The following is a 25,267-nucleotide window of genomic DNA, read 5'->3' on the forward strand; positions in this document are numbered from 1 at the left end:
CTGATTCTTTTCGAAACAATGCCATGCCAATAACTGACCACAAAACGGCTTCAAGCGGTAATCTTCGCTTACGAACGGTTGCAATCCCTGCTTGTTGAAAACCTTGTTCAATGATTTCAGGGTCAAGAATTTCTGATAATTTTTCAAAGGTATGGTATCGGCTGCTTTCTTCAAGTGTTGCTTGCAGTGCTTGTTCTATATTCACAAAAAAATCCGTAGTTAGTTTCCTAACTACGGATTTTGCATGATCGCTTGGATCGGTCAACCGGTCATTTTCTTAACTGATCGGCATTAGCCTTACGGCCCTTTGAGTTAAATAACAAAAGGGAGGTTATTAATTAAAAACGGTATTCTGCACCTACGTAGTAGTAAGCACCGTTAAATCCAAACGGAGCCGAACGACGTGAGTAGTCAAACACACCTGAGCTACTTATTACTGTGTTGCCACTAGCATCCACAATAGTACCTGAGCGAGAGTTACCTATTTCATTTTTATCTGGGTAAACATCGAACAAGTTATTTGCACCAATATTTACTGATAAATCTTCAGTAACGAAGTAGTTAACTTTAACGTCAGTTAAAATTTCTGCGCCATACGTTTGACGACCGCCATCTTCTACTGTGTATTCACCAAAACGATTAAGTGACAAGTTAACAGTCCAATCATCACGTTGATAAAGCGCACTTAAGTTAATACGGTCCTCTGGTTGCCACTCTTCTATAATAGAGATGTCTTCAGCTGAGAATATATCTTCTACTTTTACTGTCTCAAGGCTTGAGCCAGCAGGAGAGAACAACGATACAACATCTGTTTTGGTAAAGTTAGCTGCAAGTGTAAAATCAAGCGTGCCGCCTAAACCTTCGGTGTTCCACGTTGCTACAAAATCAACACCACGAGTTTCTGTATCAGCACCATTTAAGAAAAACTGCCCTACGCCAGCACCAGCACTGTTTAGTGCTGCATCAAGGCTTGTAGATAACCCTTTACCTAAGCGATCACTAATTACAATACGGTCATCAATATCAATCGAGTAGTAATCAACGGTTACATTAATATTATCGGTAACGTTATACACAATACCTAAACTACGGTTTTGTGATTTTTCTTCTTTAAGTTTTGGAATACCTAAACTTTGCGCAAGTGTTGAATCATTTCTAAATGTACCAACTTCTTCTGCAACTAAATTACCATTAGTATCAACAACAAATTGTGTGCTTACGTTATTAAAGTAAAGCTGCTGCATTGAAGGCGCTCTAAATCCTGAGCTTAATGCGCCACGTAATGAAATATCGTCGGTAATAGACCAGTTACCAGCAAGTTTAAAGTTTACTGTATCGCCAAAACCTTTGTAGTTATCGTAGCGAAGTGCACCAGATAAAATCACATCTTCAATTACATAAGATTCTGCATCTACGTAAAATGAAATTACATCACGTGACTCATCCACTGAAGACGCAGGTGATGAACCACCAAAACCTTGTGAACCACCCGATGCATCTTCAGAGCCAACACCGCCACTTAAACCGCTGTAAATACTTACACCATTTAATGTGTCGTAATCGCGGTACGCATATTCATTACCTTCTAAAATACGGTATTCATCAGTACGTATTTCAGCACCCATCGCTAACGAATAATCATCAAAGTTTTGTGTAAAATCAATATTGATTGTTTGCAGTGATAATTCCATGCCGTAAGCGTACGCTTCACGTGGAATAGTTGTACGAATATCAGCTGCACTTAAACCTTGGTCATAACGTAAAAAGTTAGCGTATGAGGCATTGATAGTGTCACTTGTAGTGTAATCAATGCTGTTCTCACCATAGGTGTAAGATAAATCAAGGCTTGCATCGTTATCAAATTCAGTTTTATAACCAAAATTGTACGAGATATCGTCGATAGTTGTGTTGATTTTTGGTAAGAAACCTAGCGGAATCGTCGCATCGTTATCTTGTAGTACTGGGTTACCACCTGCATTTGCATTATGACGGAAAAATGCAGCCGACTCATTTTCACGTGTTGAGTAAGTAATAAAGCCGTAAAGCTCGCCATCACCTAACTCGTAACCGGTATTAATTGTTAAACCAAACTGCTGAGAGTCAGCATCACCAATTCTAAAGGTATCACGATCGGCTGTCAGCTCACGCGGATCACCAGCAAGTAAAGTGCCGTCACTTAGTTCTGTACAACCATAAAACTGACAAGAGCCATGTAAACCGGCACGGTTAGTCGGTGCACGGTCACGGTAATTAATAGTTGTATTTAAATAACCGTCATCACCTAGCGCAAAGCCTTTATTAAAATCAAGGTTAATGGTTTCGCCATCGCCTTCAGAATATTGACCGTAGTTAATAGCCGCTTTGCCACCTTCGCTACCATCTTTAAGTACAATATTAATAACACCAGCAATTGCATCAGAACCATACTGAGCAGCAGCGCCATCACGTAATACTTCAATGCGTTTAATTGCAGAGGCTGGAATTGCATTCATGTCAGTACCTGCGGTACCACGCCCAACAGAGCCATTAATATGAATAATACTTGCTTGATGACGACGTTTGCCGTTAATTAACACCAATGTTTGATCGGGGCCCAAACCGCGAAGTGTCGCAGGTCTTAAAGCATCTGTACCATCACTAATTGCAGAGCTTGAAAAGTTAAATGAAGGGGCGATAGACTGTAGCATACGACCAACTTCTGTTTGGCCCGTATTTTCAAGCGCTTCTGCACTTAGGATATCTACTGGAACGGGTAAATCTTCAACTGAACGTCCTGCTACACGGCTACCGACAATAGCAATTTTTTCAATTTTTTCTTGAGCGACTTCTTCTGCTGCGTTTACACCTTGCGAATTTACTGCAAGTAAAGCTGGTAATACTGCTGCACTGACCGCTGAAAGCTTCATCATGTTGTTATCATTCCTGTTGATTTGTTTGAGTTTTATACTCAGTAAACCATTTTGATCAACAACCGCATCGAGCTCAGTCCCACCTAATAATGCCTCTAGAGCATCTAGCTGAGTGTAAAATCCATAAACTGAATTTGCGTCATACTGCTTTGCCAACTCATAAGAAAACACCACGGTTTGCTCTGTTTGTTTAGCATATTCAATTAAGGCTTTGTCTGCTCGCTGCGCTTTTATATCAAATTGCACCATTTGCCCAGTGGTTTGTGTTGCTGCTTGTACACTTAAACTAAAAATAGCCGGTGCAAGCACACTAAATCCACTCAATAAATGCGTTTGGTTACTGCGCAACTTATATAAACAGCTGACAAACAAAAATCCTCTATGGCTTTGTTTCTTTTTTTTAATGTTTTTTTTACGTTCAATCTTTATTGATGCAACTTTATCTAACATTAGTTTGATTTGCATAACGTCTACTTATGATTCTGTATGGTGTTTTAGCGTTACTACATGCTCACCTAAACGCTCATGATCAATCGAAAAATTAGTTTGTAAACTCTCAAGTAAACCTTCAACGTCACCGGCTTTAAATACTCCAGCCACTTTAATACTGGCAAGCTCAGCTGATGAAAGCTCAAAACGTGTGGCTGTATAGCGGCTTACTTCATTTAAAGCATCGCTTAGCTCTTCTCCATTAAAAATAAGCATCCCGTTTTGCCATGCCAAATCGCGTTGTACGTCGTTCATTGAAAGCTGCGTAATTGGCTTTGTAACACTTTGCTCAATAACTGCTTTTTCGCCTGAGGTAACAATATTGGCATTAATTTGACGAATTTTTTGCGTGCTATTATCTGCAAGTTGATAATCTTTAAAGTCATTTGCATCAACCGCTACACTTGGATCAGTGATCATCACTTTGCCTTCAGTAACCACCAGTTCTAAATCTGATGAAGTATTGCGTTGTACATTAAATACCGTGCCTAACGCGGTAAAACTTTTATCACCTGCCATAACACTAAATGGACGCGTGGCATCTTTTGATACATTAAAGCGCCCTTCCCCACGACTAAGTAATAACTGCCTGCGACCTTTGCTATAAGCAACTTCTAGTAAGCTATTAGTATTAAGCTGCACTATGGTGCCGTCTGGCAACACATACGTTGCTTGCTCGCCTACTTTTGTTTTGTAAATTTTAGTGTAATTAACTTTTGCAAGCTCTTGGTTGTAGCCATTTTCTAAGTTAATTAATAAGTAGCTGCATACCATTAACGCTGCAAACAAACTCGCTGCAATTGAGTAAGAAAACATCCACTTGTTTTTTGATGTTTTAGTATTGTTGCGCTGAGGAAATAAATGACTTAATTCGTTTAATACTGAAAGCTCATCCCAAAGCTGAGCAAGCTCGTATATAGAGTCTTGATGTGCGGTGCTTTGCATCATCCATAATTTAAATTGCTCTTTTTCATCATCAGTTAAACCACGATCAATCGCGCTTATCCAATCACATGACTTTTCTAAGATTAAATCTTTTGAATTAAATTGATGAACATTACTCATTCTGCGACCCTCTTAACTGATATAGGATGTGCCTGAGCTTTAGGGTTCGTTTGAGGGCTTTGCTCATGTTCACGCATGTACAACATGGTTTGTAACAATCCTTTGGCAATGTGTTTTTCAACAGTGCTTTGGCTTAACTGCATTTGGTCTGCTATCTCTTTTTGGCTCATACCGTAAACTTTTTTTAATATAAAGCATTTACGAATCGATGAGCTTAGTTGCTCAGTAGCTCTACAAAAAAGTAAAAAACGCTCTTTAGATGTGTATTCGTCTTCGAGCTTCATTGATTTGAGTAATACGGGTAATTCGTTATCATTTTCTAACGAATCATTAAATTTGTTGTCCCACTTAGCTATATGGTTGAGTGCTAGATGTTTTGCTGTTTTTAGCATATAACTGCGGGTAAACTGGATGTCTTGTTTTAAATCAGCTTCATAGCTTTTTACAAAAGTTTCTTGCACAATATCTTCTACATCGTCGGGTTGAACAATGCGCGATACAAAACGTTTGAGCTGTTTAGAAATATCAACAAATGTTGACGTGAACTTTACTTTTTTCGTCATCCTTAACATCCACCTGTTGTTATTTTTATTATTAGGGCGTGTTGGCCTTTCGTGGTTAAATTTGCAGCAGTACGTTTGGGATTTAGGCAAGGCAGAGCCTATGTAGTGTGGTTATTCCCCATAAATAGGTGATAACGCAGCATAAATGCCAAACATGCGCTGCCCGTTGGGTTCTTTCTAGGGACGATTAACTCTTTGTTGCTCGGTTTTGACTTAGCCCGCTAGGTTACAAACCTCGCGCCGCGATTAAATCGTACCTAGATTGAACAAATTTCAATCCACAAAGGTCAACACGCCCCATTAGATTACGAGTTTTTGACATAAAAACAAGCTCAAATGTTAATTCTGGGTTATTTAAATGCATAGGAAGATAAATGAGTAAATTTTTAGATTATATACGACTTAGTTTCTTTGCATTCGGTTTACTACTTGGAGTGCAAATACCTGCATTTGTAAGTGACTTTGGCCAAGCACTATCAGCCCAGTTAATTGAAGCTAATAATGCCGTTGCGCCTTTTAAAAGCGATGCAGCTAAGTATTTCAATAATGATTTAAATAAGCTAATAAAACACTATCAAAATATTGGTGATGAAATTGTGAACAAAGGGGCAAGTAATATCAGTACTCTTTACGAGCGACAGCAAGATTTACAGATAGCCGTAAATAGGTTTGAGAAATCTCCGTATATATTTACTATGATCAGTGGCATGAGCGATATAAAGCAACAAGTATGGCAACGCTTTGAAGGTCAAATCATTTTGAAAAAAGACTCTATTATAGCCGCCATTGTTGCAGCCATAATTGTTGCCTTGCTTGCAGAGCTTACTGGTTATTTGTTTTTAACTGGAGTAAAACGCTCATTTAAACACTTATTCGCAGCTCAAAAATAGTGATTTCATAAAATCATAAAATACATCAGTTTTGCGGGTTGTTAAACTATTTTGCGGACGTAAAAACCAAACCGGTGCATCATCTTGTGCCATTACCCCTGGCATAACTTCAACCAAAATACCGTTTTTAAGATCTTCATTAATCGCTATTTTTGACTTAATAGCAATACCATGACCTGCAATGGCAGCTTGTGTCATATTATCGGAGTTTGAAATAGTAAAACGAGTTTTAGCATTAAAGGTATGTATTTTTTTGTGTTCGTCAAAAAGCTTTAACTGGCGTTGCCACGGCAGGCAAACCCAATAATGCTCACTCAATTGCGTTAAATTTTCAGGCATGCCGTACTTTTCTATATAGCTAGGGGCTGCACACAGTATGCGACTATTGTTTACGATTTTACGAGAAAGTAATCCTGAGTCATTTAATTTTCCCACCCTAATTGCAACATCTTGCGCGTCATCAACCACATTTACAAAATGATCCGTTATTAAAAAATCAAGCTTTAGTTCAGGGTAAGCTTGCTCAAACTCATTGAGTTTAGGCATTACGTATTTTGAAAAAACCCAAGGCGGCATGGTCACGCGTAGTAAACCACTCACCGATGAGCTACGCGCGCCAATACTATGCTCAGCATCGTGAAGAGCTTCTATTATAGCCCCCACACGCGTATAAAATATTTCACCTGCGGGAGATAACCGTACTCGCCTGCTATCTCTAAAAACAAGTACTGTAGCAAGCTCACGCTCTAGTTTACTTAAGCGATGGCTCACCGTTGCAGGCGATAAACGCTGCTCGCGGGCAGCAGCAAGTACGCCCTTATTTTCAACTACAGCTATAAATGTTTCTAGGTCGCTTAAATTATACATAAAGATGCCATTGTGCACTTTTCAATGTTTAATATTTTCGAATGAAGCTTTCAGTATTGCAATGTTTATTTAAATATATAAAACACTATAATTGCAAATAGTCTAATTATTGAGGTTCAATCATGAGTTTAAAAGCGCAAATAGATGCCTATAACGTACAAAAAGATGCCAAATTGCCGGCTGACGTTTTGGCACTAATGAACACTACAAACGAAGAGCTAATTGCACAGCATATTAAAGACAATGCATTGCAAATTGGTCAAAAAGTAGAAAACTTTAGCTTAGCCAACCATAACGGCGAAAACATTGAGCTTGCAGATTTATTAAAAAAAGGCCCGGTAATCATTAGTTTTTACCGTGGTGGCTGGTGCCCATATTGTAATTTAGAGCTAAAAGCACTTAACGACTACTTACCACAATTTAAAACTCAAAGTGCTCAGTTAGTCGCAATATCACCACAACTACCTGATGAAACTCTCTCAACTGCACAAAAAAACGACCTTGAATTTGACGTGCTTTGCGATGTGAGCAATAAAGTAGCTGAGCAATTTGGTTTATTGTTTACACTTGATGAGCGTATTCAAGCGTTATACACACAATTTGGTATTGATTTTGAACACTACTACGGCGATAAAAGCTTTAAATTACCGCTACCGGCCACCTATGTGATAAACCAAGAAGGTGTAATTACATACGCATTTTTAAGCGAAGATTACACCCTACGCGCAGAACCTATTGATGCTATGACAGCACTTGAATCGGAGAATAATTAATGTCTATTTTAAAATCGTTAAAAACACTTACTCTTTCACTACTTGTGGGCACAAGCCTTGTATCTGGTTATGCAGTCGCTGATGGACCAAAAGAACAAGCAAAACCTAAAGTGCTTATTTTTGATGTAAACGAAACCCTACTTGATTTAACGTCAATGCGTACCTCTATTGGTAAAGCGCTAGGCGGACGTGAAGATTTATTACCACTGTGGTTTTCAACTATGCTGCACCATTCATTAGTAGATACTGTAAGCGGTAGTTATCACGACTTTGGGCAAATCGGTGTGGCGTCACTTCTTATGGTTGCTCAAAACAACAACATTGATATTACAAGTGAACAAGCTAAAACAGCTATTGTTACGCCTCTTTTAACGCTTCCTCCACACAGCGATGTTAAAGAAGGACTGGCAAAACTCAAAGCACAGGGCTATAAGTTAGTAAGCCTTACAAATTCTTCAAACAAAGGTGTAAAGGCACAGTTTGAAAGCGCTGGTTTAATGTCTTACTTTGATGCGCGTTACAGCATTGAAGATATTAAAATTTACAAACCAGACTTACGTGCGTATGAGTGGGTACTTAAAAAGCTAAACGTAGCACCAAATGAAGCAATGATGGTTGCAGCCCATGGCTGGGATGTTGCTGGTGCAAAAGAAGCTGGCTTACAAACCACTTTTATAGCACGCCCAGGTAAAGCACTTTACCCATTAGCTAAAAAACCAGATCATGTTGTGAAAGATTTACATGAATTAGCCGCTCTACTTAAATAAGTACACGCTGATGAATCAATACCCAAGCGGCCAATGTTAGGATGACATTGGCCGCTTTTTTGTAACTCCCCCTAAATATGCCTTAGTGTATTTATTTTCATAATCAGTATGTTAAAAATTGAATGTAAACAAAGCATTTAGCCCGCTACGCGTTATTTTATCTGCTAGCAATTTAGTACTCACAACGCTACTATTAAATAAATACGTGGTGGAGAATATAATGAATAGTGAAAGATTAGGTGAGTTTGAGCAGTACTTTCAAATTAATGAAAGTATAAGAGTAAATTTATTCCCCGTATCAAACGGACAAGTTCCTAAATCGCAGCTTGAGCTTGAAGACGACATTCCCCCACTATTTAGATTAGCAAATGAAGTAAGTGAGCTTGAGCAAAGCTCGTTACGCCCACTGCGTAACTTAGGCGATATAGCACAAGAGCTAGCTACTTTTTTACAAGCGCAGTCACGTAAAATAGATTTAATAATGAGCCATATTTTGGCCTCAGAACAAGCCCAAGATAACGCAATACAATGTGATAGCTACGGCGGTGGCGGTATTCGTTTTACATCACCTGAAGTACACTCAATTGGCCAAGCATTTAGAACCAAACTGTTTTTGCACCACGAGGCCTCTGCGGTTTATTGTTACACCGAAGTTGTGGCAGTAGAAAAACAAGATAGCGAACACTACCAATACACTATGCTCTTTACCGCAATTAGAACTACTGACCAAGAACTTATTGTTAGAGCGAGTTTACATGCTCAAACCCGCCAACTTAAAAAACGTCAAGAACTTGATCAAAACCAAGGCGACCTAAACAGTGATAATTAGCTGACATCTTTATGTAAAATGCTAAACTAGCGCCATCTTAATTAGTATATAAAATTCATGAACTTTAGACTTTTACCAGAATGGGCCGAGCAAGACGCTGTTATGCTTACATGGCCTCACAAAGACACCGATTGGGCCGACAACTTAGCGCGTGTAGAACCTGTATATATAGAACTTGCTAAACATATAACAACGCAGCAACAGCTTGTTATTGTGGCGCATAACAGTGCCTTAAAAGTGCATATTACAGCATTACTAAATAGTGCTAACGTCTCTCTTAATCGTGTTCATTTTGTAGTAACGCCTACTAACGATACATGGGCGCGCGATCATGGTCCGCTTACTTGCGCCGCAATTGATTCACCAGAGCAACTAAAAGTATATGATTTTACTTTTAATGGTTGGGGCAATAAGTTTGAAAGCGCATTAGACAATCAAATTAATCGTACTTTGGTAAAAGAGCTAAGTAGCACAAACAACCAATATCAAGCGCTCGATATGGTACTTGAAGGTGGCGGTATTGAAATAAACGAGCACGGTGTGTTGCTAACAACCAGCGAATGTTTGCTTAATAAAAACCGTAACCCTGATTTAAACCCAAATGATATTGAAGCACTTTTGAAAGAGCACTTAGGCGCGACGAGTTTTTTATGGGTTGAACATGGCTATTTAGCGGGCGATGACACCGACAGCCACATTGATACCTTAGTGCGTTTTGCACCAAATAATACCCTTGTATATGTGCAGTGTGACGATAAAACTGATGAGCACTTTAGCGCACTTGATGCGATGGAAAAACAACTAAAAACCTTTAAAACTGCCGATAACACCCCATATAACTTAATTGAGTTACCGTGGCCAAAAGCCGCTTATGACGATGAGCAAACACGCTTACCGGCTACCTACGCTAACTACTTAATTATTAATAATGCTGTGCTTGTGCCAACGTATAATGATGCCAATGATGAGCGTGCTCTTGCGCAAGTTCAAAAAGCATACCCACAACACACTATTATTGGCGTAAATTGCCAACCAATTATTGAACAATTTGGCAGCCTGCACTGTATTACAATGCAATTACCTCGTGGATTTCTAGCTGGAGCAGCACAATGACAAGCCCTGCAAAATTAACCGTTGCGTTAGTGCAACAAAGCAATACCGATAACGCTCAGGACAATATGGCAAAATCAATAAGTGCCATTCGTGAAGCCGCTCAAAAAGGTGCAAAACTGGTTGTACTCCAAGAGCTACACCGAAGCCTCTACTTTTGCCAAACCGAAAATGTTGACGTATTTGATTTAGCCGAAACCATTCCAGGCCCTAGCAGTAATGCCTTAGGTGAGCTTGCTAAAGAGCTAAGCATTGTTATTGTCGCGTCTTTATTTGAAAAACGCGCTACGGGCCTTTATCACAATACTGCGGTTGTATTAGAGCAAGACGGCAGTATTGCAGGTAAATACCGCAAAATGCATATTCCTGATGATCCAGGTTTTTACGAAAAATTTTACTTTACCCCAGGTGATATCGGTTTTGAGCCTATTCAAACCTCAGTAGGTAAATTAGGCGTGCTAGTATGTTGGGATCAATGGTTTCCTGAAGCTGCACGTTTAATGGCAATGGCTGGCGCTGAGGTATTAATTTACCCAACCGCTATCGGTTGGGATCCTAACGACGACATTGCTGAGCAAACTCGTCAAAAAGATGCGTGGGTTATTAGCCAGCGTGCCCATGCTGTTGCCAATGGCGTGCCGGTAATTAGCTGTAACCGCGTTGGCCATGAAAGTGACCCTAGTGCGCAAAGCGATGGTATTTCGTTTTGGGGCAATTCGTTTATTGCAGGCCCACAAGGTGAACTATTAGCAGAGGCTAATAATACTGATGAGCAAATTTTAGTAGTAGAAATTGATCAAAAACGCTCAGAAAACATAAGACGTATCTGGCCTTTCTTGCGTGATAGACGAATTGATCACTATAAAGACCTAACAAAAATATACCGAGACTAAGTAACCTTAACTCAAGATGGCTCTTACTTGCTAAGAGCCAACTATAAATGGAGTAATAAATGGCGTTTGAGCAATGGGCAGCCTTGCCTTGGGTAAAATCTCATAAAGATAAAATTCAATGGGGCCAGCTAAGCGGAAGTGGTTTAAGTATTGCTATTGCTGAAGGCGTTAAACAACAAGATAACTTAGTCTTAATTGTTACGCCTGATACACCAAGTGCACTGCGCCTTGAAACAGAGTTAGAATATTTATTACCCGATAACCCAGTCATGGTATTTCCTGATTGGGAAACTCTGCCATACGATCATTTTTCTCCCCATCAAGATATTATTTCAGCCCGTTTGGCCACTTTAAACACCTTAAAAAAAGAACAACAAAGTGTGTTAATTGTGCCTGTATCTACTTTAATGTTGCGCACAGCCCCGGCCTCATTTATTTACGGTTCAACAATAAACTTTAAAGTAGGCGACAAACTAGACACTCATAACTTTCGTGACAATTTAGAGCAAGCCGGTTATTTAAATGTTCAACAAGTAATGGAGCACGGCGAATATGCTATACGCGGCTCAATCGTTGACTTATACCCAATGGGTAGCCCACACCCATTTAGACTCGACTTTTTTGATGACGAACTCGATACCATTCGCTTATTTGATGTAGAAACACAGCGCTCTGATGAAAAAGTAGATAAAATTGAGCTACTTCCAGCGCATGAGTTTCCTACTAACGACGCTGATATTGAACGCTTTAGAATAAGCTACCGTGAAAAATTTGGCGCAAGCTCGCAGCAAGACTCTGTATACATGCAAGTAAGCAAAGGTAACTGGCCTGCAGGTATTGAATACTACATGCCATTATTTTTTGAAAAGCTCGCGACTATTTTTGACTACCTGCCAGATACAACAACCGTTATGCAGCTGGGTGATTTAGAGCACGCGGCAGATAACTTTTGGCACGATGTAAATGTACGCTATGAAAACCGCAGAGTTGACCCACTTCGTCCATTACTTGAACCTAATGCGCTTTATCAGCCAATTGAAGAGCTGTTTTCTAATTTAGGCAATTTTGCACGTATTAGATTATCCCTTGCAAAGCTTGGCACTAAAGCAGGTAATAAAAACTTAAGCGTTAGCGAGCTGCCGGCCATTCGTATTGATCATAAACAGCATGAACCTTATGGCGCGTTTATAAATTATGTAGCAGAGCAAAAAAAGAAAAAAGGCCGCATATTACTCAGTGTTGAATCGGACGGTCGTCGCGAATCATTGCTGAGCATTTTAAAACCAAGCGGTTTAAAATTTAAAGAATTTGAAACACTCGAACAATTTATAAAAAGTGCAAGTGATGTAGGCTTAGTAGTAAGCCCGCTCGAGCAAAGTGTAGTACTTGGCACTAAACCAAGCCTTTCTATTATTACCGAGCAAGAACTACTTGGCATAAAAGTATCTCAGCGCAGACGCCGCAAGCACAAGTACGAAGCCAGCCAAGATGCGCTAATTCGTAATTTAGCCGAGCTTAAAGAAGGTCAACCTGTTGTGCATCTTGATCATGGTGTTGGCCGTTACCAAGGTTTGCAAACAATTGATGCTGCAGGTGTAGTTACTGAGTTTGTTACGATTACTTACGCAAGTGAAGCTAAATTGTACGTGCCAGTATCTGCACTGCATATGCTTAGTCGTTACTCTGGTGGTGAAGAAGCCAGCGCCCCACTGCATAAGCTTGGCTCAGATGCATGGGAAAAAGCAAAAAAACGTGCTGCTGAAAAAGTTCGCGATGTCGCCGCTGAATTACTCGACATTTATGCTCAGCGCCAAGCAAAGCCTGGTAATAAATTTACTCTAGATGCCCCCGCATATCGTCAATTTAGCGATAGCTTTCCGTTTGAAGAAACTGACGATCAGCGTAACGCCATAGAAGCCGTATTAGGCGATATGCAATCAAAACAAGCGATGGATCGTTTAGTGTGTGGTGACGTAGGCTTTGGTAAAACAGAAGTGGCCATGCGCGCTGCTTTTGTAGCAGTTAACGATGATAAACAAGTGGCAATTTTAGTGCCTACCACCTTGCTGGCTCAGCAGCACTTTGAAAACTTTAAAGACCGTTTTGCTGACTTTCCTATTGAAGTAGGTGTGCTTTCGCGCTTTAACTCCACTAAAGAGCAAAAAGACACACTTGAAAAAATGGCCAATGGTAAGCTCGATATAGTTATTGGTACGCATAAACTTATTCAACAAGACATTAAATTTAACGATTTAGGCTTGTTAATTGTTGATGAAGAACATCGCTTTGGTGTTCGTCAAAAAGAGAAAATTAAAGCACTGCGCGCCGATGTAGACATACTCACACTGACTGCAACACCAATACCTCGTACACTCAACATGGCCATGAGCGGCATGCGCGATTTATCGATAATCGCAACGCCACCGGCGAAACGTTTAGCGGTAAAAACCTTTGTACGCCAACGCGATGTAGAACTTATACGCGAAGCAGTACTGCGAGAAATTAAACGCGGTGGCCAAGTTTACTTTTTACATAACAACGTAGAAACTATTGAGCGTGTTGCACAAGAAATTAGTGAATGGGTACCTGAAGCCAGTGTGACTACAGCCCATGGCCAAATGCGCGAGCAAGAGCTTGAGCAAATAATGACTGACTTTTACCATCAAAAATACAACGTGCTGGTATGTACCACGATTATCGAAACCGGTATTGATGTGCCTACGGCTAATACCATTATCATGGACAGAGCAGATAAACTCGGCCTTGCCCAGTTACACCAATTACGTGGACGAGTTGGGCGAAGCCACCATCAAGCGTATGCCTACTTACTAACAGGTGATCCTAAAGCGCTTTCTAAAGATGCGAGTAAACGCTTACAAGCAATTGAATCATTAGAGGATTTAGGTGCAGGCTTTGCCCTCGCTACACACGATTTAGAAATTCGTGGTGCGGGTGAGCTACTTGGCGATGATCAATCAGGCCAAATGCAAACCATCGGCTTTAGTTTGTATATGGAAATGCTCGAACAAGCCGTAAATGCGCTGCGCGAGGGTAAAGAGCCAACGCTTGAAAACCTACTTCAAAAACAAACCGAAGTAGATTTAAAGCTAGCTGCATTACTACCTGATGACTACATACACGATGTTAATGCACGCTTGGGTATGTATAAGCGAATTGCAAGTTGTGCTAACCTTGATGATATGGATGAACTACAGGTGGAACTAATAGACCGCTTTGGTTTACTACCTGATGCTGCTAAAAACCTATTTAGCCTACAATTATTAAAAATGAAAGCTAGTAGTTTAGGTATAACTAAAATTGAGGCAAACCCAAAAGGTGGTTACTTTGAGTTTAGCCAAGATACCAAGGTTAACCCTAGCTTCATCATTGGCTTGATACAAAGTGCACCTAAGGTGTACAAAATGGATGGCGCAAATAAACTGCGCTTTGCAATTAGTGAGGCAAATGCCCGCGAACGCTTAAAAATGGTCACTGCAATGATTGCAGATTTCGAAAAAAAGGTTAGCCATTAATGTTGCTAAAAAAATCGCTTATTGTTTTATGCTGCTTATTTAGCAGCACTGCATTTGCAGAACGCTGGTTTGAGGTTGAGGTGCTTGTATTTAAACAGCGCCCTGCCCCGTATTTACAAGAAGACTTTAGCCTTAAGCACAAAGCTATTGAAGATAAAAATACGCTAGACTTACTGACCCCTCTTTACACTGAACAAGCAATGCAGGCCTGCATAGATGGCGATGAGCGTTTTCAAAAACGCACTTTTACTGATTCATTAGTTAATTCAAACCCGCAATCGGGTGTATGTGACAACAGTATTGACTACCTACAAAGCTACGATGAGCTACCTGTAACGCCTTTAGCACCCGCTAAAGATGATATGCAGCAAATTTATTTATTAGCGCCGCAACAGCTGCAATTTAAAGCGCAATATAGGCAACTAGACCGCAAAGGCTTAACACCTATTCTACATACTGGCTGGCGCTTTGAAGGCGCAAGCAAGTCACGCGCCCCAAGCATGCATTTAATAGCGGGTAAGCATCTTAAAAATGAACCCAATGTAACACCTAGCTATTCAAACCCTGATTTTGTAAGTTTATTGAATTCACAACCGGCGCTATTTAACGACCCAGAACAACCAAAAGCAGAGTGGGAACTAGACGGTTTATTTAAAATACATTTACGACATTATTTATACATTACAGCTAATTTTGATATTAGCCAAAAGCTAGAAAACGGCGATATAGAGTCTGCCCGTTTCTCTCAGTTTAGACGTGTAATTAGTAGTGAAGTACATTACTTTGACCATCCACGAATGGGCATGATTGTTCAGATCAGAAAATTCAAACATTAATATTAAGTAGGATATAACAATGAAAAAACTCCTTATCATCGCAGCTACATTAAGCCTTGCGGCTTGTTCTAAGGTAAGTCTTGAAAATTATGAAAAAATTAAAGTAGGCATGGATAAGACTGAAGTTGAAACTATTTTAGGCAGTGCTGATAACTGTGTTGAAAAAACACTGCATACTAACTGTATATGGGGCGATGAAGCAAAAAATATCGAGATCACACTAGTATCAGACAAAGTAACTTTATATAGCAAACATGGCTTAGCTAATAAATAAAGTGACCAAATATTAGGGGCTGATTGTATCAGCCCCTTTTAAAATTAATTAAACTCATTTTTTGGAGTAGATAAGCTCAATATTAACGATTTTACTGCGATTTAACGTTATTTTATAGCGTTGATAAAGTGTTTTATCTTCCTCAGTTAGAACAAGTACCATGTTTAATTGATAACGCCTTTCTACAGCCTGCTTAGAAATTTTATTACTGTCTAAATGATATAGCTTCCCTTCACCACGTTTTAAATAACGTGCAAATGGTGCAAGATTAAATTGTAGTGTGTGCTGTAGTGTATCGTAGCCGGGCAAAAATTCTTTCGCACTAACACGTGTCTCACTTGCAAAGTGTAACCACTGCGCAGCTTGTTTATTTTGTTGACGACGTTTTGAAAAAATAGATTTCACTTCTTTAGGTATTTTCTTAAAGCGCATGTATTCAAGCCAAATTAGCTGACTCGCTACTTTGTCTTTGGTAATACTATTTTTAAAACTAAATCGCCACTTAGGTCGCCCTTGTACAATGGCTCGCCAAATCATACGTGTAATATCTTCTTTAAATATTTCACGTAGCCCGTAAATAACCCCTAAAATTAAAATAAGCGTCGCGGTGACTTCCGTAAACGTTGAGCGAGCATTGAGTATTACAACCATCACAAATGCCATGATAACGGCTGTAACAGTGCCTTTAACTAATCGCTTAAGGTAGCTGTTAAGAAACCGCGTTTGACGCTGTAATATTACGCCGTGCTCAATTAAGCGTTGTAACAAGCGCATTTTATTTGTTATTCGATTTGCGTCTTGCATGGTTGTTTCAGAGTTGTAGCTTTTTTCTGCTCGATACGTATTTTCGCTTTTACAAAACTGCAGTAAATCGTTACGCTCTTTTGCATAATCGCTACTACGTGGGCCTTCATCTAAAAGCTTTAAAAAAGATTGCTCAACATGCCAACTTAAATAGTTATCAGCATTGGTAAAAAATGGCAGTAGTTTTTCGTCATCTGGTGTGTAGCGACGCAGCTTTTTTAAAAGCCCTTCGCTTTGCTCATATACCTCGTTAGCACGTTTATAAAAATCTTCTGCCTCATCAATTTTTAACGCGTCTTTTATATCGGCATCAAGGGCTAAACGTACTTGATAACAAAATAAATTAAGATTTTGCCGGTAATCTTGTTGCTCACCTTTGTTTTTACTAACAAAACGGCTTCGCACTAAAGGCAAGTGTATATTGTTAGCGTTATACGCTAAATGTGATTTAAAGTGGTTATTAAAGTAAGATTCTTCGGTAAGTGTTTGCGGATTAATCCCCATTTCATTGGGAATAGAAAAATACAGATCTATGCGCTGTTCAGAACGAGGAGTTAGTTCTGGTTCAATGACAAAAGATAAGTTTTCATCTTGTTTTAACAATCAGTTCTCCTTCTAAAATATCGTTTTAGTGTACTTGTCTCCTTTATTTTGTTCAATAAAAAAGGCTCAGTAAATACTGAGCCTTAATAAGATTAATGTGCTAGTTAAAATTTAACGTTTACACCAGCAAATACACGACGGCCAAGTACATCATATGTGTACGGGTCAGTATTAGAATCGTTGTTACCTGAGTAGTATGGTGGTTGCTTATCGAATAAGTTATTTACACCTGCAGTTAACGAAACCATGTCACTGATAAAGTAAGAACCGCTCACATCATGGTAAACAACAGATGGTGTTGTTGGTGCATAACATGTAGATTCTTTACCTAAACAGCTGTAGCTATCCATTCCTGCAATGTAACGTGCTTTGTAGTTAGCAGACCAAGCATCACCTTTAACATCTAGCTCAAAGTTTGCTTTTACGTCAGCATAACCACCTATACCAGAAGTAATTAAACCAGCGTAATCAATGCTTGATTCAATAACATCAACAGTGTACTCGTCAAGGTAAGTAACATCTAGTGATGTATTCCAAGCAAGGCCAGCTAAATCAAATTTGTAATTTAAGTTTAAGTCATAACCTTTTGTTTGCTCATAACCTACGTTTTGTAGTTGGTTATTAAACGCGATACGACCTGTGCTTTGGTTAAAATCGATATTTGCTGAACTACAAAGTGCTGTTGATTGATTCGCTAAAGAGCCATCTGTTGCAAGACATGAATCAACAATGTATTGGTTGTTTACTGTAGCAATAGCGTTTTCGATTTCAATGTCGTAGTAATCTAACGTCATTGAGAAACCTTCAAACCATTCTGGTTCGTAAACTACACCAACGGTAACTGTATCAGCTAATTCAGGTGTTAATTGGTCATTACCACCAACGGTTACTTCAGCCTGATCTTGTGCACCGGTGAAGCTAACTTGCTCATAAGATGGAGAATCACCTGAGTATAGCTCAGCAACTGTAGGAGCACGGAAAGCTGTAGAACGAACACCACGAAGCATTAATTCGTCGTTTACACGCCAAGTTAAACCAAGTTTCCACGTTTCATCAGAACCAAATGTACTGTAATCAAAAGCACGGATCGCAGCGCTTAATTCTACATTTTGTGCAAGATAAGCATCTGCAACTAAAGGAATAGCCAGCTCAAGGTATGCTTCGTTTACATCAAAACGACCGCTTGTTGGATCAACGCGTGGGTCATTCGCAAGACCCTGTGAAGTGATCGAATCTGGTGTGTACCACGCTTTTTCTTCACGGCGTTCAAGACCTGCAGCAAAACCTACAAAGCCCGCAGGTACTTCCATTAACTCACCAGAAAGCGCAGCTGTAATCATAAATAATTGACTGCCGCCTGAGTTTTGCTCAGTATAAACATAGTCACTAAAGCTACTGCTTGACCATGAAGCTTGTGAAAGTGGGTTAAAGTTGCCAGCTTCAATTTCGCTTTGAATTGAACCCATATTGTGAAGGTTGCTTAAGCGATCTACTGAATCATTACGACCAAAAATAACTGATGTATCCCACTCTAAACCGTTATCTAAATAACCTGCAGCACCGATAACAGAACGAACTGTATCAACTACTTGAGATGAATCACGTGTACCAGTGTCAGCCATACGGCGGCCATATGAAATTTCATCACCGTAATTAATATTTTGGTCGATTAAAGAATCACCCATCCACTCAGCGTAGTCAAAGTCGAACCATACTGGTTGAGGTGCTAATTGCTGCTCTGACCAACGTTTTGAGTATGTAAACTCAGAGTATAAACGCGTCTCATCAGTTAAATCAAAGCTACCAATACCTGTAAGGTTTAAACGGCGCATTGGCGTATATAAGTAACTAGATTGCGAATAGTTGTAAGCATCACTAGTACCATAGTCGTGCCAGCCATTATCAGCTTGACCTTGCAAAGATTCATCACCTGACCAAACACGGCCATTAGGGGTATAAGGAGAACCAGAGCAGTAAGGAGCACTTCCATCGCCATCTTCAGTTAATGGACAATCAGAAAAGCTACGATCAGCCTGAGAAGCATCGCCACGGTCAGTGTACTGTAAACCGATTACAACGTTACCACGACCGAAGTTACCACCCATTGTAATATCAAAAGACGTTTCATCAGCATCACCTTCAGTAGTGATTGCTGATTTAACATTAAGGTCTAGGCCTTCAAAGTTATCTTTTAAGATAATATTTACAACACCCGCAACAGCATCAGTACCATAAACAGCAGATGCGCCATCTTTAAGCACTTCAATATGCTTGATCATAGATACTGGGATAGTATTTAAATCAACTGTAGAAGCTGCGCCTGTACCTGAGTTGATCATACGGCGGCCATTTACAAGTACTAAAGTACGTTGTGAACCTAAACCACGTAAATCAATTGATGCATTACCACCAGAACCATTATTGATACCTGGGTTTGTCATTGCGCCGCCTGTAGCGGTCATTTTTTGTAGTACAGAATCTACTGATACTGCGCCTGAAGCAGCAATATCGTCAGCACCGATAATAGTAACTGGGCTAGCGGTTTCCATATCTGCGCGCTTAATGCGAGAACCCGTTACTTGAATTTTTTCGATTGCTTGTGCTGAGTCTTCAGCAGCAAGAACTTGCACACTTGAGAACATTGGAAATGCTGCGATTACAGCTAAACCAAGAGTTGATTTTTTCATGAAAGAACCCTACTTGTTGGAAATTTACCTTTATTGGTAATGCTCACTTTTTATTAGAATAGTGAGTCAGGTGGGCAACTTAGGCGCCTTTAACTGAACGAAAACTTAACGACAGCTCAATTTATATCAAGAAATAAAATAGAATAACTATAGTAGGTACATAGGTTACATTATGTTTCAGTGTTAATTAATAAATACACTTTAAAAACAGTACATTGAAAAAACAAAGAAACATTAGAAACACACCTGAAACCAAAGTGATTCACTTTGTAATCAAATGTAATTAACTGAGCTACGTACCAAAAACAGACAAATTAACAACTTAATCACAGCACATTATTAAAACCGCAAACCTAAATGTTAATTAATAACCATATTTATGCATACTTGGTGCTTAAATAGTCTTATTTAGCCCCTTTGGAAGGTTTTTTGATTAGATTTTTTATTCAGTCGTAATTAAAGTTGAACTTTTTGAGAGCACTTATTCACTATTGAAGTTTTGTCAGTATTAAAACCTAAAAAAGCAATTTTATTGATCTTGTCACTCAAATAATCGTATGTATAAGAAAACGAACTCACATCAAAAATGTAAGCTGTATACAAGAGTTTGTAGTCGCGACTTTAATACGTTACGTAAAAAGAGTAATTGAGTGTTTGTATTACAGAGGTGGCATTATCTTTAACGGTTAGTTCTAAATTCCAGAGCATATTTTGCTCAGAACAAATGCCAACCATTGTATTACTTTGCCACAGGCCATCGTGTTGTTTAAATTGTTGGGGAATGTACCCCATATACATAGTGATGCCTTTAAGCTTGGCATCTTCAATTGTAATTCTTGCAGGTAAATCACTAAAAATAGTAAATGGGGTTTCGGGGGAAAGGGTTTTCTCGCTTAACCATACTTTAACACCATTTGAAAAAGTGCAAGGTAAATTAGCTACACATGTAGTGCTTTTAAGAAATTTTTCATCTGTATTTTTAGAGAAATCACACGCTGTTAATAAAAAAAACACCGCCGTAAATAAACTTAATCTATATATAAACATAACAATTTCGCACTAAAGAAAAGCAAATACTAATAATCGTGACTGTAAATAACAAGTGCGAGTGTTACTATTAGGCCAAATTAGGCACAAACTGTATCAAAAAATAAACAACAAGCTCACAAAGTTTGATTGATGTCATAATTTTATGTAATTGACCTATCTTTTTTAGGCCAAAAAATTTATCATTTCACCCGCAAAAAAATAAGGGTTTCTCAAGTTTTTTTTCTGAAGTTTTCATGTATTGAAAGTTTTAGATAACACGCTTGGGGAAAATAGTAGGCCCCACTTTTAAAGGTGGGTAATTCATTTCTAAACGCATTTATTGCAGCGGAAGCCAGAAAATGAGCCAAACAGTAGCATCACAAACTGAGTATAACTATAAGGTTGTACGCCAATTCGCTATTATGACAGTGATTTGGGGCATCGTTGGCATGAGTATTGGGGTTCTGATTGCTGCCCAATTAGCTTGGCCAGCACTTAACTTTGATACACCATGGTTAACTTACTCTCGACTACGTCCGTTACACACGAACGCAGTAATTTTCGCATTTGGTACTAGTGCACTGTTTGCGACGTCTTATTACGTCGTACAACGTACTTGTCAAACGCGTCTTTTCTCAGACAAACTCGCCGCCTTTTCATTTTGGGGCTGGCAGCTAGTTATTGTATTAGCAGTAATTACATTACCACTTGGTATTACTAGCTCAAAAGAATACGCAGAACTTGAATGGCCAATCGATATTTTAATCGCTGTGGTTTGGATTGTTTACGCTATTGTATTCTTTGGTACTTTAATCAAGCGTAAAGTGTCGCACATTTATGTTGCTAACTGGTTCTATGCTGGCTTTATTATTACTGTTGCAGTACTACACATTGTAAACAGCATGGCAGTGCCTGTGTCGTTAACTAAATCATACTCAATCTACGCAGGTGCGGTAGATGCTATGGTTCAGTGGTGGTACGGTCATAACGCTGTAGGTTTCCTATTAACTGCTGGTTTCTTAGGTATGATGTATTACTTTGTACCAAAACAAGCAGGTCGCCCAGTTTACTCATACCGTTTATCGGTAGTTCACTTTTGGGCATTAATTTCATTATACATCTGGGCAGGTCCTCACCACCTTCACTACACTGCGCTTCCTGATTGGACGCAAAGTTTAGGTATGGTTATGTCTATTATCCTATTCGTACCGTCTTGGGGTGGTATGATTAACGGTATTATGACCCTATCAGGCGCATGGCATAAACTGCGTACTGATCCAGTACTACGCTTCTTAGTTGTTTCATTGTCTTTCTACGGTATGTCTACGTTCGAAGGCCCTATGATGGCAATTAAATCTGTAAATGCGTTATCTCACTACACAGATTGGACAATCGGCCACGTACACTCAGGTGCACTAGGTTGGGTTGCTATGATCTCAATTGGTGCTATTTACCACCTTATCCCTGCGTTATTTGCACAAGGTCGTATGTACAGCGTTAAATTGGTTAACACCCATTTTTGGTTACACACTGTTGGCGTTGTTTTATACATTGTTGCAATGTGGATCTCTGGTGTAATGCAAGGTCTAATGTGGCGTGCAGTAAATGCCGACGGTACATTAATGTACAGCTTTGTGCAGTCTTTAGAAGCGTCGCATCCTTTCTACATCATGCGTTTTGTAGGCGGTGTATTCATCGTAGCAGGCATGTTAGTTATGGCTTATAACGTTTTCCGTACAATTTCAGCTGAGAAAGAATCGCTGAAGTTAGACGCGCAAGCACAATTAGCATAACGGAGTGAGATGATGAGCAATAAAAATTCACAAAATAAACATGAGATAGTAGAAAAGAACGTTGGCCTTATGGCTATTCTGACTGTTTTCGCTATCAGCTTTGGTGCATTAGTTGAGATTACTCCGCTAATGTTCCAAGACGACACAACTAAACCAGTAGAAGGCTTACGCCCTCTTAATGCTTTAGAAATGGAAGGCCGCGACCTTTACGTGCGTGAAGGCTGTTCTAACTGTCATTCACAAATGGTCCGCCCTTTCCGTGATGAAGTTGAGCGTTACGGTCATTACTCTGTAGCAGGTGAGTCGGTATGGGATCACCCATTTTTATGGGGTTCTAAACGTACTGGTCCTGATTTAGCCCGTGTTGGTAAGCGCTACTCTGACGATTGGCACTATGCGCACTTAGTAGATCCGCGTGCTGTGGTTCCTGAGTCGAATATGCCAGGTTTTCCTTGGTTAGCAGAGAATACGGTTGATACCAGCCTTACTCTGAAAAAACTACAAATTTTCCGTGATACTTTTGCTATCAACCCAGAAAACCCAAAACACCCGGGCCTAGGTTATGGCAGCGACGAAGAACTTAAAGCTGATGTTGAAAAAGTTAACGCTATGAATAACGGCGAAGGCGCAACAGAGATGCAAGCTCTAATCGCGTATTTACAGCAACTTGGTACCCACTTGAAGTAACTATTATGGATTACGGAACATACAGAGGCATTTTAACTCTGGTAATTTTAGTATTGTTTATTGTGATTGTTGTATGGGCATATAGCAAACGTAGCAAAAATCGTTTTGACAGCGCTGCTAATGCCATTTTTGAAGATGAAAAAAAACATAACAACACACTCTCTAACGAGGAAAAGGAGTCTGAGAAATGACTAGCTTTTGGAGTATTTGGGTTATTGTATTAACCCTATCATGTTTGTTCATTTTGTTTGGTTTACTCGTGTGGAATTTAAAAAACTACGCTGGTGTACCTGAAGGTGAAAGCTGCGGACATGAATATGATGGCATTGAAGAGCTAAATAATCCACTACCAAAGTGGTGGACTTACATGTTTTTCGCAACTTTTATTTGGTCAGTATATTACCTTGCAGCTTACCCAGGTTTAGGTAACTGGGAAGGTTTAGGTAAATGGACTAGTTCTAATCAAGGCATTACTACTTTAGCAGAATCTAAAGAAGCGATAATTAAAGCAAAAGAAGAAGGTCGCTTTGTAAAACTTGATAAAGAGTACGAAGCTGCACAAGAACGCTTTGGTCCTATTTTTAATCGACTTGCACAAGTGCCGGTTTTAGATTTAGTTAATTCTAAGTTTGAAGGTGACGCAGCGCAGCAAGTTGCTCTTGAAAATGGTGACAAACATGAACAAACAGATGGTCAATTAGCCATCGAAATTGGTCAGCGTTTATTCTCACAAAACTGTACGCAATGTCACGGCTCTGATGCACGTGGTGGAACAGGCTTCCCTAACCTAACTGATAAAGATTGGTTATATGGCGGTACACCAGACAAAATTAGAGAAACTCTGCTTAATGGTCGTATAGCAGCTATGCCACCTTGGGGCGCAGCATTAGGTGAACAAGGCGTTAAAGAAATGACAGCACACGTGCTAAGCCTTTCTGGTCGTACTGTTAATCAAAAAGATGCAGCTGCAGGTAAAGCTAAGTTTGCTATGTGCGCCGCATGTCATGGTGCTGACGGTAAAGGGTCAGTTGCACATAACCTACCATTTGGCGCACCAAACTTGACCGATAACATTTGGTTATACGGTGGCTCTCAACGTGCTGTTGAAGAAACACTTAACCACGGTCGTGCCGGTGTAATGCCTGCTTGGAAAGACATTTTAGGTGAAGATAAAATTCACTTATTAACAGCTTATGTTTACAGTTTATCGCAAGATAAATAAGCACGCGGTTAATAAAATGTTTATAAATTAATTTATTTAATTCAATAGATTAATCCAGATCAAAAAAGCCTCCAGTGTGAGGCTTTTTTTTAGTCTTTTACGTATAATTCCTATAAAATAACGCTTCCTAAACTAATTTTAGAGACACTATGCAACCTACTCCGTGGTATAAAAATTTTTGGCCTTGGTTTTTAATCTTTTTTCCGTTAGTTGCCATTATTGGCTGTATTAGCTTATTTATTACGGCAATAGGTAACGGCCCAGATATGGTTGTTGACGACTACTACAAAAAAGGCAAAGCAATAAACTTAGAACTGACTAAGTTTGAAAAAGCAAAAGCACTTTACTTACATGGCGAATTAAATGTAACCAACGAGCGTGTAAGCTTTAAGTTTACAAAAGGTGACAGTAGCAACGTGCATGTTTTAAAACTATCGTTTTACCACCGTACTATTAAAGCGCATGACTTTGAGGCCACACTTACACCTAATGCCAATCAAGAATTTACTGCATTACTTGATAAGTATACGCCAGGTGCATATTCTGTATTTATTGAGCCAATTGATGGCAGCTGGAAACTAAAAGAAAACATTGTTCTACCGACGGCTGAAACCGTTTTAGTTACTCCTAACTATAAGTAATCA

22 protein-coding genes are annotated in these 25,267 nt (G+C 39.4%); 14 read left to right on the top strand and 8 right to left on the bottom strand.

Features of this window, described 5'->3' with window-relative positions; all coding sequences use genetic code 11:
• From GQR53_RS04790 to GQR53_RS04805, 4 genes are all read right to left on the bottom strand, one after another.
• Positions 1–205, bottom strand: a 205-nt coding sequence (locus GQR53_RS04790) for a transposase domain-containing protein (protein WP_346774385.1), incomplete at its 3' end; no start/stop codon positions are given.
• A gap of 133 nt (positions 206–338) precedes the next feature.
• Entirely contained in the window at positions 339–3,374 is a 3,036-nt protein-coding gene (locus GQR53_RS04795; protein ID WP_165743031.1) for a TonB-dependent receptor, read from the bottom strand.
• A 9-nt stretch (positions 3,375–3,383) separates the two neighbouring features.
• Entirely contained in the window at positions 3,384–4,463 is a 1,080-nt protein-coding gene (locus GQR53_RS04800; protein ID WP_165743032.1) for a FecR domain-containing protein, read from the bottom strand.
• Positions 4,460–5,026 (bottom strand): RNA polymerase sigma factor, encoded by a 567-nt coding sequence (locus GQR53_RS04805; protein WP_002961494.1) that lies wholly within the window; start codon positions 5,024–5,026, stop codon positions 4,460–4,462. The genes GQR53_RS04800 and GQR53_RS04805 overlap by 4 nt, the downstream gene beginning before the upstream one ends.
• 374 nt (positions 5,027–5,400) lie before the next feature.
• On the opposite strand from GQR53_RS04805, the gene GQR53_RS04810 reads away from it, so the two are divergent.
• Positions 5,401–5,916 carry a DUF2937 family protein gene (locus tag GQR53_RS04810; protein ID WP_165743033.1) on the top strand — a complete coding sequence of 172 codons (516 nt, stop codon included), beginning with the start codon at positions 5,401–5,403 and terminating at the stop codon, positions 5,914–5,916.
• Here the strand turns inward: GQR53_RS04810 and GQR53_RS04815 are convergent.
• On the bottom strand, positions 5,896–6,783 hold the full coding sequence (locus tag GQR53_RS04815; RefSeq protein ID WP_002961497.1) for a LysR family transcriptional regulator: 888 nt from the start codon (positions 6,781–6,783) through the stop codon (positions 5,896–5,898). The two genes, GQR53_RS04810 and GQR53_RS04815, sit on opposite strands and share 21 nt — an antisense overlap.
• 122 nt (positions 6,784–6,905) lie before the next feature.
• Here GQR53_RS04815 and GQR53_RS04820 point away from each other — a divergent pair, with 122 nt between their 5' ends.
• The 8 genes from GQR53_RS04820 to GQR53_RS04855 all read left to right on the top strand — a co-directional run bounded on the left by GQR53_RS04820 (position 6,906) and on the right by GQR53_RS04855 (position 15,798).
• A complete protein-coding gene (locus GQR53_RS04820; protein WP_165743034.1) occupies positions 6,906–7,556 on the top strand; it encodes a peroxiredoxin-like family protein in 651 nt (216 codons plus the stop codon).
• Positions 7,556–8,323 (top strand): haloacid dehalogenase type II, encoded by a 768-nt coding sequence (locus GQR53_RS04825; RefSeq protein ID WP_039490075.1) that lies wholly within the window; start codon positions 7,556–7,558, stop codon positions 8,321–8,323. Before GQR53_RS04820 ends, GQR53_RS04825 begins: the two co-directional genes overlap by 1 nt.
• Before the next feature lie 220 nt (positions 8,324–8,543).
• Positions 8,544–9,152, top strand: coding sequence for a PilZ domain-containing protein (locus GQR53_RS04830; protein WP_002961502.1), 609 nt, complete (start codon positions 8,544–8,546; stop codon positions 9,150–9,152).
• 57 nt (positions 9,153–9,209) lie between these two features.
• Positions 9,210–10,265, top strand: coding sequence for an agmatine deiminase family protein (locus GQR53_RS04835; protein ID WP_002961505.1), 1,056 nt, complete (start codon positions 9,210–9,212; stop codon positions 10,263–10,265).
• A complete protein-coding gene (locus tag GQR53_RS04840) occupies positions 10,262–11,155 on the top strand; it encodes a carbon-nitrogen hydrolase (protein WP_165743035.1) in 894 nt (297 codons plus the stop codon). The genes GQR53_RS04835 and GQR53_RS04840 overlap by 4 nt, the downstream gene beginning before the upstream one ends.
• A 59-nt stretch (positions 11,156–11,214) precedes the next feature.
• The gene (gene mfd / locus GQR53_RS04845; protein WP_165743036.1) at positions 11,215–14,688 is read left to right on the top strand and encodes a transcription-repair coupling factor; all 3,474 of its coding nucleotides are present in this window, start codon (positions 11,215–11,217) and stop codon (positions 14,686–14,688) included.
• Complete coding sequence (locus GQR53_RS04850) at positions 14,688–15,524, top strand: peptidoglycan binding protein CsiV (RefSeq protein ID WP_165743037.1); 837 nt, start codon at positions 14,688–14,690, stop codon at positions 15,522–15,524. The genes mfd and GQR53_RS04850 overlap by 1 nt, the downstream gene beginning before the upstream one ends.
• 19 nt (positions 15,525–15,543) lie before the next feature.
• Entirely contained in the window at positions 15,544–15,798 is a 255-nt protein-coding gene (locus GQR53_RS04855; RefSeq protein WP_002961511.1) for a hypothetical protein, read from the top strand.
• A gap of 54 nt (positions 15,799–15,852) precedes the next feature.
• Here the strand turns inward: GQR53_RS04855 and GQR53_RS04860 are convergent, their stop codons facing one another.
• The 3 genes from GQR53_RS04860 to GQR53_RS04870 all read right to left on the bottom strand — a co-directional run bounded on the left by GQR53_RS04860 (position 15,853) and on the right by GQR53_RS04870 (position 20,939).
• Complete coding sequence (locus tag GQR53_RS04860) at positions 15,853–17,205, bottom strand: hypothetical protein (RefSeq protein ID WP_024597376.1); 1,353 nt, start codon at positions 17,203–17,205, stop codon at positions 15,853–15,855.
• Positions 17,206–17,309: 104 nt separating this feature from the next.
• A complete protein-coding gene (locus tag GQR53_RS04865) occupies positions 17,310–19,892 on the bottom strand; it encodes a TonB-dependent receptor (RefSeq protein ID WP_165743038.1) in 2,583 nt (860 codons plus the stop codon).
• A 621-nt stretch (positions 19,893–20,513) separates the two neighbouring features.
• Entirely contained in the window at positions 20,514–20,939 is a 426-nt protein-coding gene (locus GQR53_RS04870; RefSeq protein ID WP_165743039.1) for a hypothetical protein, read from the bottom strand.
• A 341-nt stretch (positions 20,940–21,280) separates the two neighbouring features.
• On the opposite strand from GQR53_RS04870, the gene ccoN reads away from it, so the two are divergent.
• The 5 genes from ccoN to GQR53_RS04895 all read left to right on the top strand — a co-directional run bounded on the left by ccoN (position 21,281) and on the right by GQR53_RS04895 (position 25,264).
• Positions 21,281–22,714 carry a cytochrome-c oxidase, cbb3-type subunit I gene (ccoN, locus tag GQR53_RS04875; RefSeq protein WP_165743040.1) on the top strand — a complete coding sequence of 478 codons (1,434 nt, stop codon included), beginning with the start codon at positions 21,281–21,283 and terminating at the stop codon, positions 22,712–22,714.
• A gap of 12 nt (positions 22,715–22,726) precedes the next feature.
• Positions 22,727–23,401: a cytochrome-c oxidase, cbb3-type subunit II gene (gene ccoO, locus GQR53_RS04880; RefSeq protein ID WP_165743090.1), complete on the top strand. Its 675-nt coding sequence runs from the start codon at positions 22,727–22,729 to the stop codon at positions 23,399–23,401.
• Positions 23,402–23,406: 5 nt separating this feature from the next.
• Entirely contained in the window at positions 23,407–23,592 is a 186-nt protein-coding gene (locus GQR53_RS04885) for a CcoQ/FixQ family Cbb3-type cytochrome c oxidase assembly chaperone (RefSeq protein ID WP_024597380.1), read from the top strand.
• Positions 23,589–24,623, top strand: coding sequence for a cytochrome-c oxidase, cbb3-type subunit III (gene ccoP, locus GQR53_RS04890; RefSeq protein WP_165743041.1), 1,035 nt, complete (start codon positions 23,589–23,591; stop codon positions 24,621–24,623). Before GQR53_RS04885 ends, ccoP begins: the two co-directional genes overlap by 4 nt.
• A 149-nt stretch (positions 24,624–24,772) precedes the next feature.
• Positions 24,773–25,264, top strand: coding sequence for a FixH family protein (locus GQR53_RS04895; RefSeq protein ID WP_002963075.1), 492 nt, complete (start codon positions 24,773–24,775; stop codon positions 25,262–25,264).
• Positions 25,265–25,267: the final 3 nt, after the last annotated feature.

It is taken from the genome of Pseudoalteromonas sp. Z9A6 (assembly GCF_011378805.1).
In the GTDB taxonomy this organism is placed as follows: domain Bacteria; phylum Pseudomonadota; class Gammaproteobacteria; order Enterobacterales; family Alteromonadaceae; genus Pseudoalteromonas; species Pseudoalteromonas distincta.

Bases quoted from the DNA above. Each gene is read 5' to 3' on its own strand.
- GQR53_RS04795 (WP_165743031.1), bottom strand. From the start codon at position 3,374: ATGCAAATCAAACTAATGTTAGATAAAGTTGCATCAATAAAGATTGAA.
- GQR53_RS04800 (WP_165743032.1), bottom strand. From the start codon at position 4,463: ATGAGTAATGTTCATCAATTTAATTCAAAAGATTTAATCTTAGAAAAG.
- GQR53_RS04805 (WP_002961494.1), bottom strand. From the start codon at position 5,026: ATGACGAAAAAAGTAAAGTTCACGTCAACATTTGTTGATATTTCTAAA.
- GQR53_RS04810 (WP_165743033.1), top strand. From the start codon at position 5,401: ATGAGTAAATTTTTAGATTATATACGACTTAGTTTCTTTGCATTCGGT.
- GQR53_RS04815 (WP_002961497.1), bottom strand. From the start codon at position 6,783: ATGTATAATTTAAGCGACCTAGAAACATTTATAGCTGTAGTTGAAAAT.
- GQR53_RS04820 (WP_165743034.1), top strand. From the start codon at position 6,906: ATGAGTTTAAAAGCGCAAATAGATGCCTATAACGTACAAAAAGATGCC.
- GQR53_RS04825 (WP_039490075.1), top strand. From the start codon at position 7,556: ATGTCTATTTTAAAATCGTTAAAAACACTTACTCTTTCACTACTTGTG.
- GQR53_RS04830 (WP_002961502.1), top strand. From the start codon at position 8,544: ATGAATAGTGAAAGATTAGGTGAGTTTGAGCAGTACTTTCAAATTAAT.
- GQR53_RS04835 (WP_002961505.1), top strand. From the start codon at position 9,210: ATGAACTTTAGACTTTTACCAGAATGGGCCGAGCAAGACGCTGTTATG.
- GQR53_RS04840 (WP_165743035.1), top strand. From the start codon at position 10,262: ATGACAAGCCCTGCAAAATTAACCGTTGCGTTAGTGCAACAAAGCAAT.
- mfd (WP_165743036.1), top strand. From the start codon at position 11,215: ATGGCGTTTGAGCAATGGGCAGCCTTGCCTTGGGTAAAATCTCATAAA.
- GQR53_RS04850 (WP_165743037.1), top strand. From the start codon at position 14,688: ATGTTGCTAAAAAAATCGCTTATTGTTTTATGCTGCTTATTTAGCAGC.
- GQR53_RS04855 (WP_002961511.1), top strand. From the start codon at position 15,544: ATGAAAAAACTCCTTATCATCGCAGCTACATTAAGCCTTGCGGCTTGT.
- GQR53_RS04865 (WP_165743038.1), bottom strand. From the start codon at position 19,892: ATGAAAAAATCAACTCTTGGTTTAGCTGTAATCGCAGCATTTCCAATG.
- GQR53_RS04870 (WP_165743039.1), bottom strand. From the start codon at position 20,939: ATGTTTATATATAGATTAAGTTTATTTACGGCGGTGTTTTTTTTATTA.
- ccoN (WP_165743040.1), top strand. From the start codon at position 21,281: ATGAGCCAAACAGTAGCATCACAAACTGAGTATAACTATAAGGTTGTA.
- ccoO (WP_165743090.1), top strand. From the start codon at position 22,727: ATGAGCAATAAAAATTCACAAAATAAACATGAGATAGTAGAAAAGAAC.
- GQR53_RS04885 (WP_024597380.1), top strand. From the start codon at position 23,407: ATGGATTACGGAACATACAGAGGCATTTTAACTCTGGTAATTTTAGTA.
- ccoP (WP_165743041.1), top strand. From the start codon at position 23,589: ATGACTAGCTTTTGGAGTATTTGGGTTATTGTATTAACCCTATCATGT.
- GQR53_RS04895 (WP_002963075.1), top strand. From the start codon at position 24,773: ATGCAACCTACTCCGTGGTATAAAAATTTTTGGCCTTGGTTTTTAATC.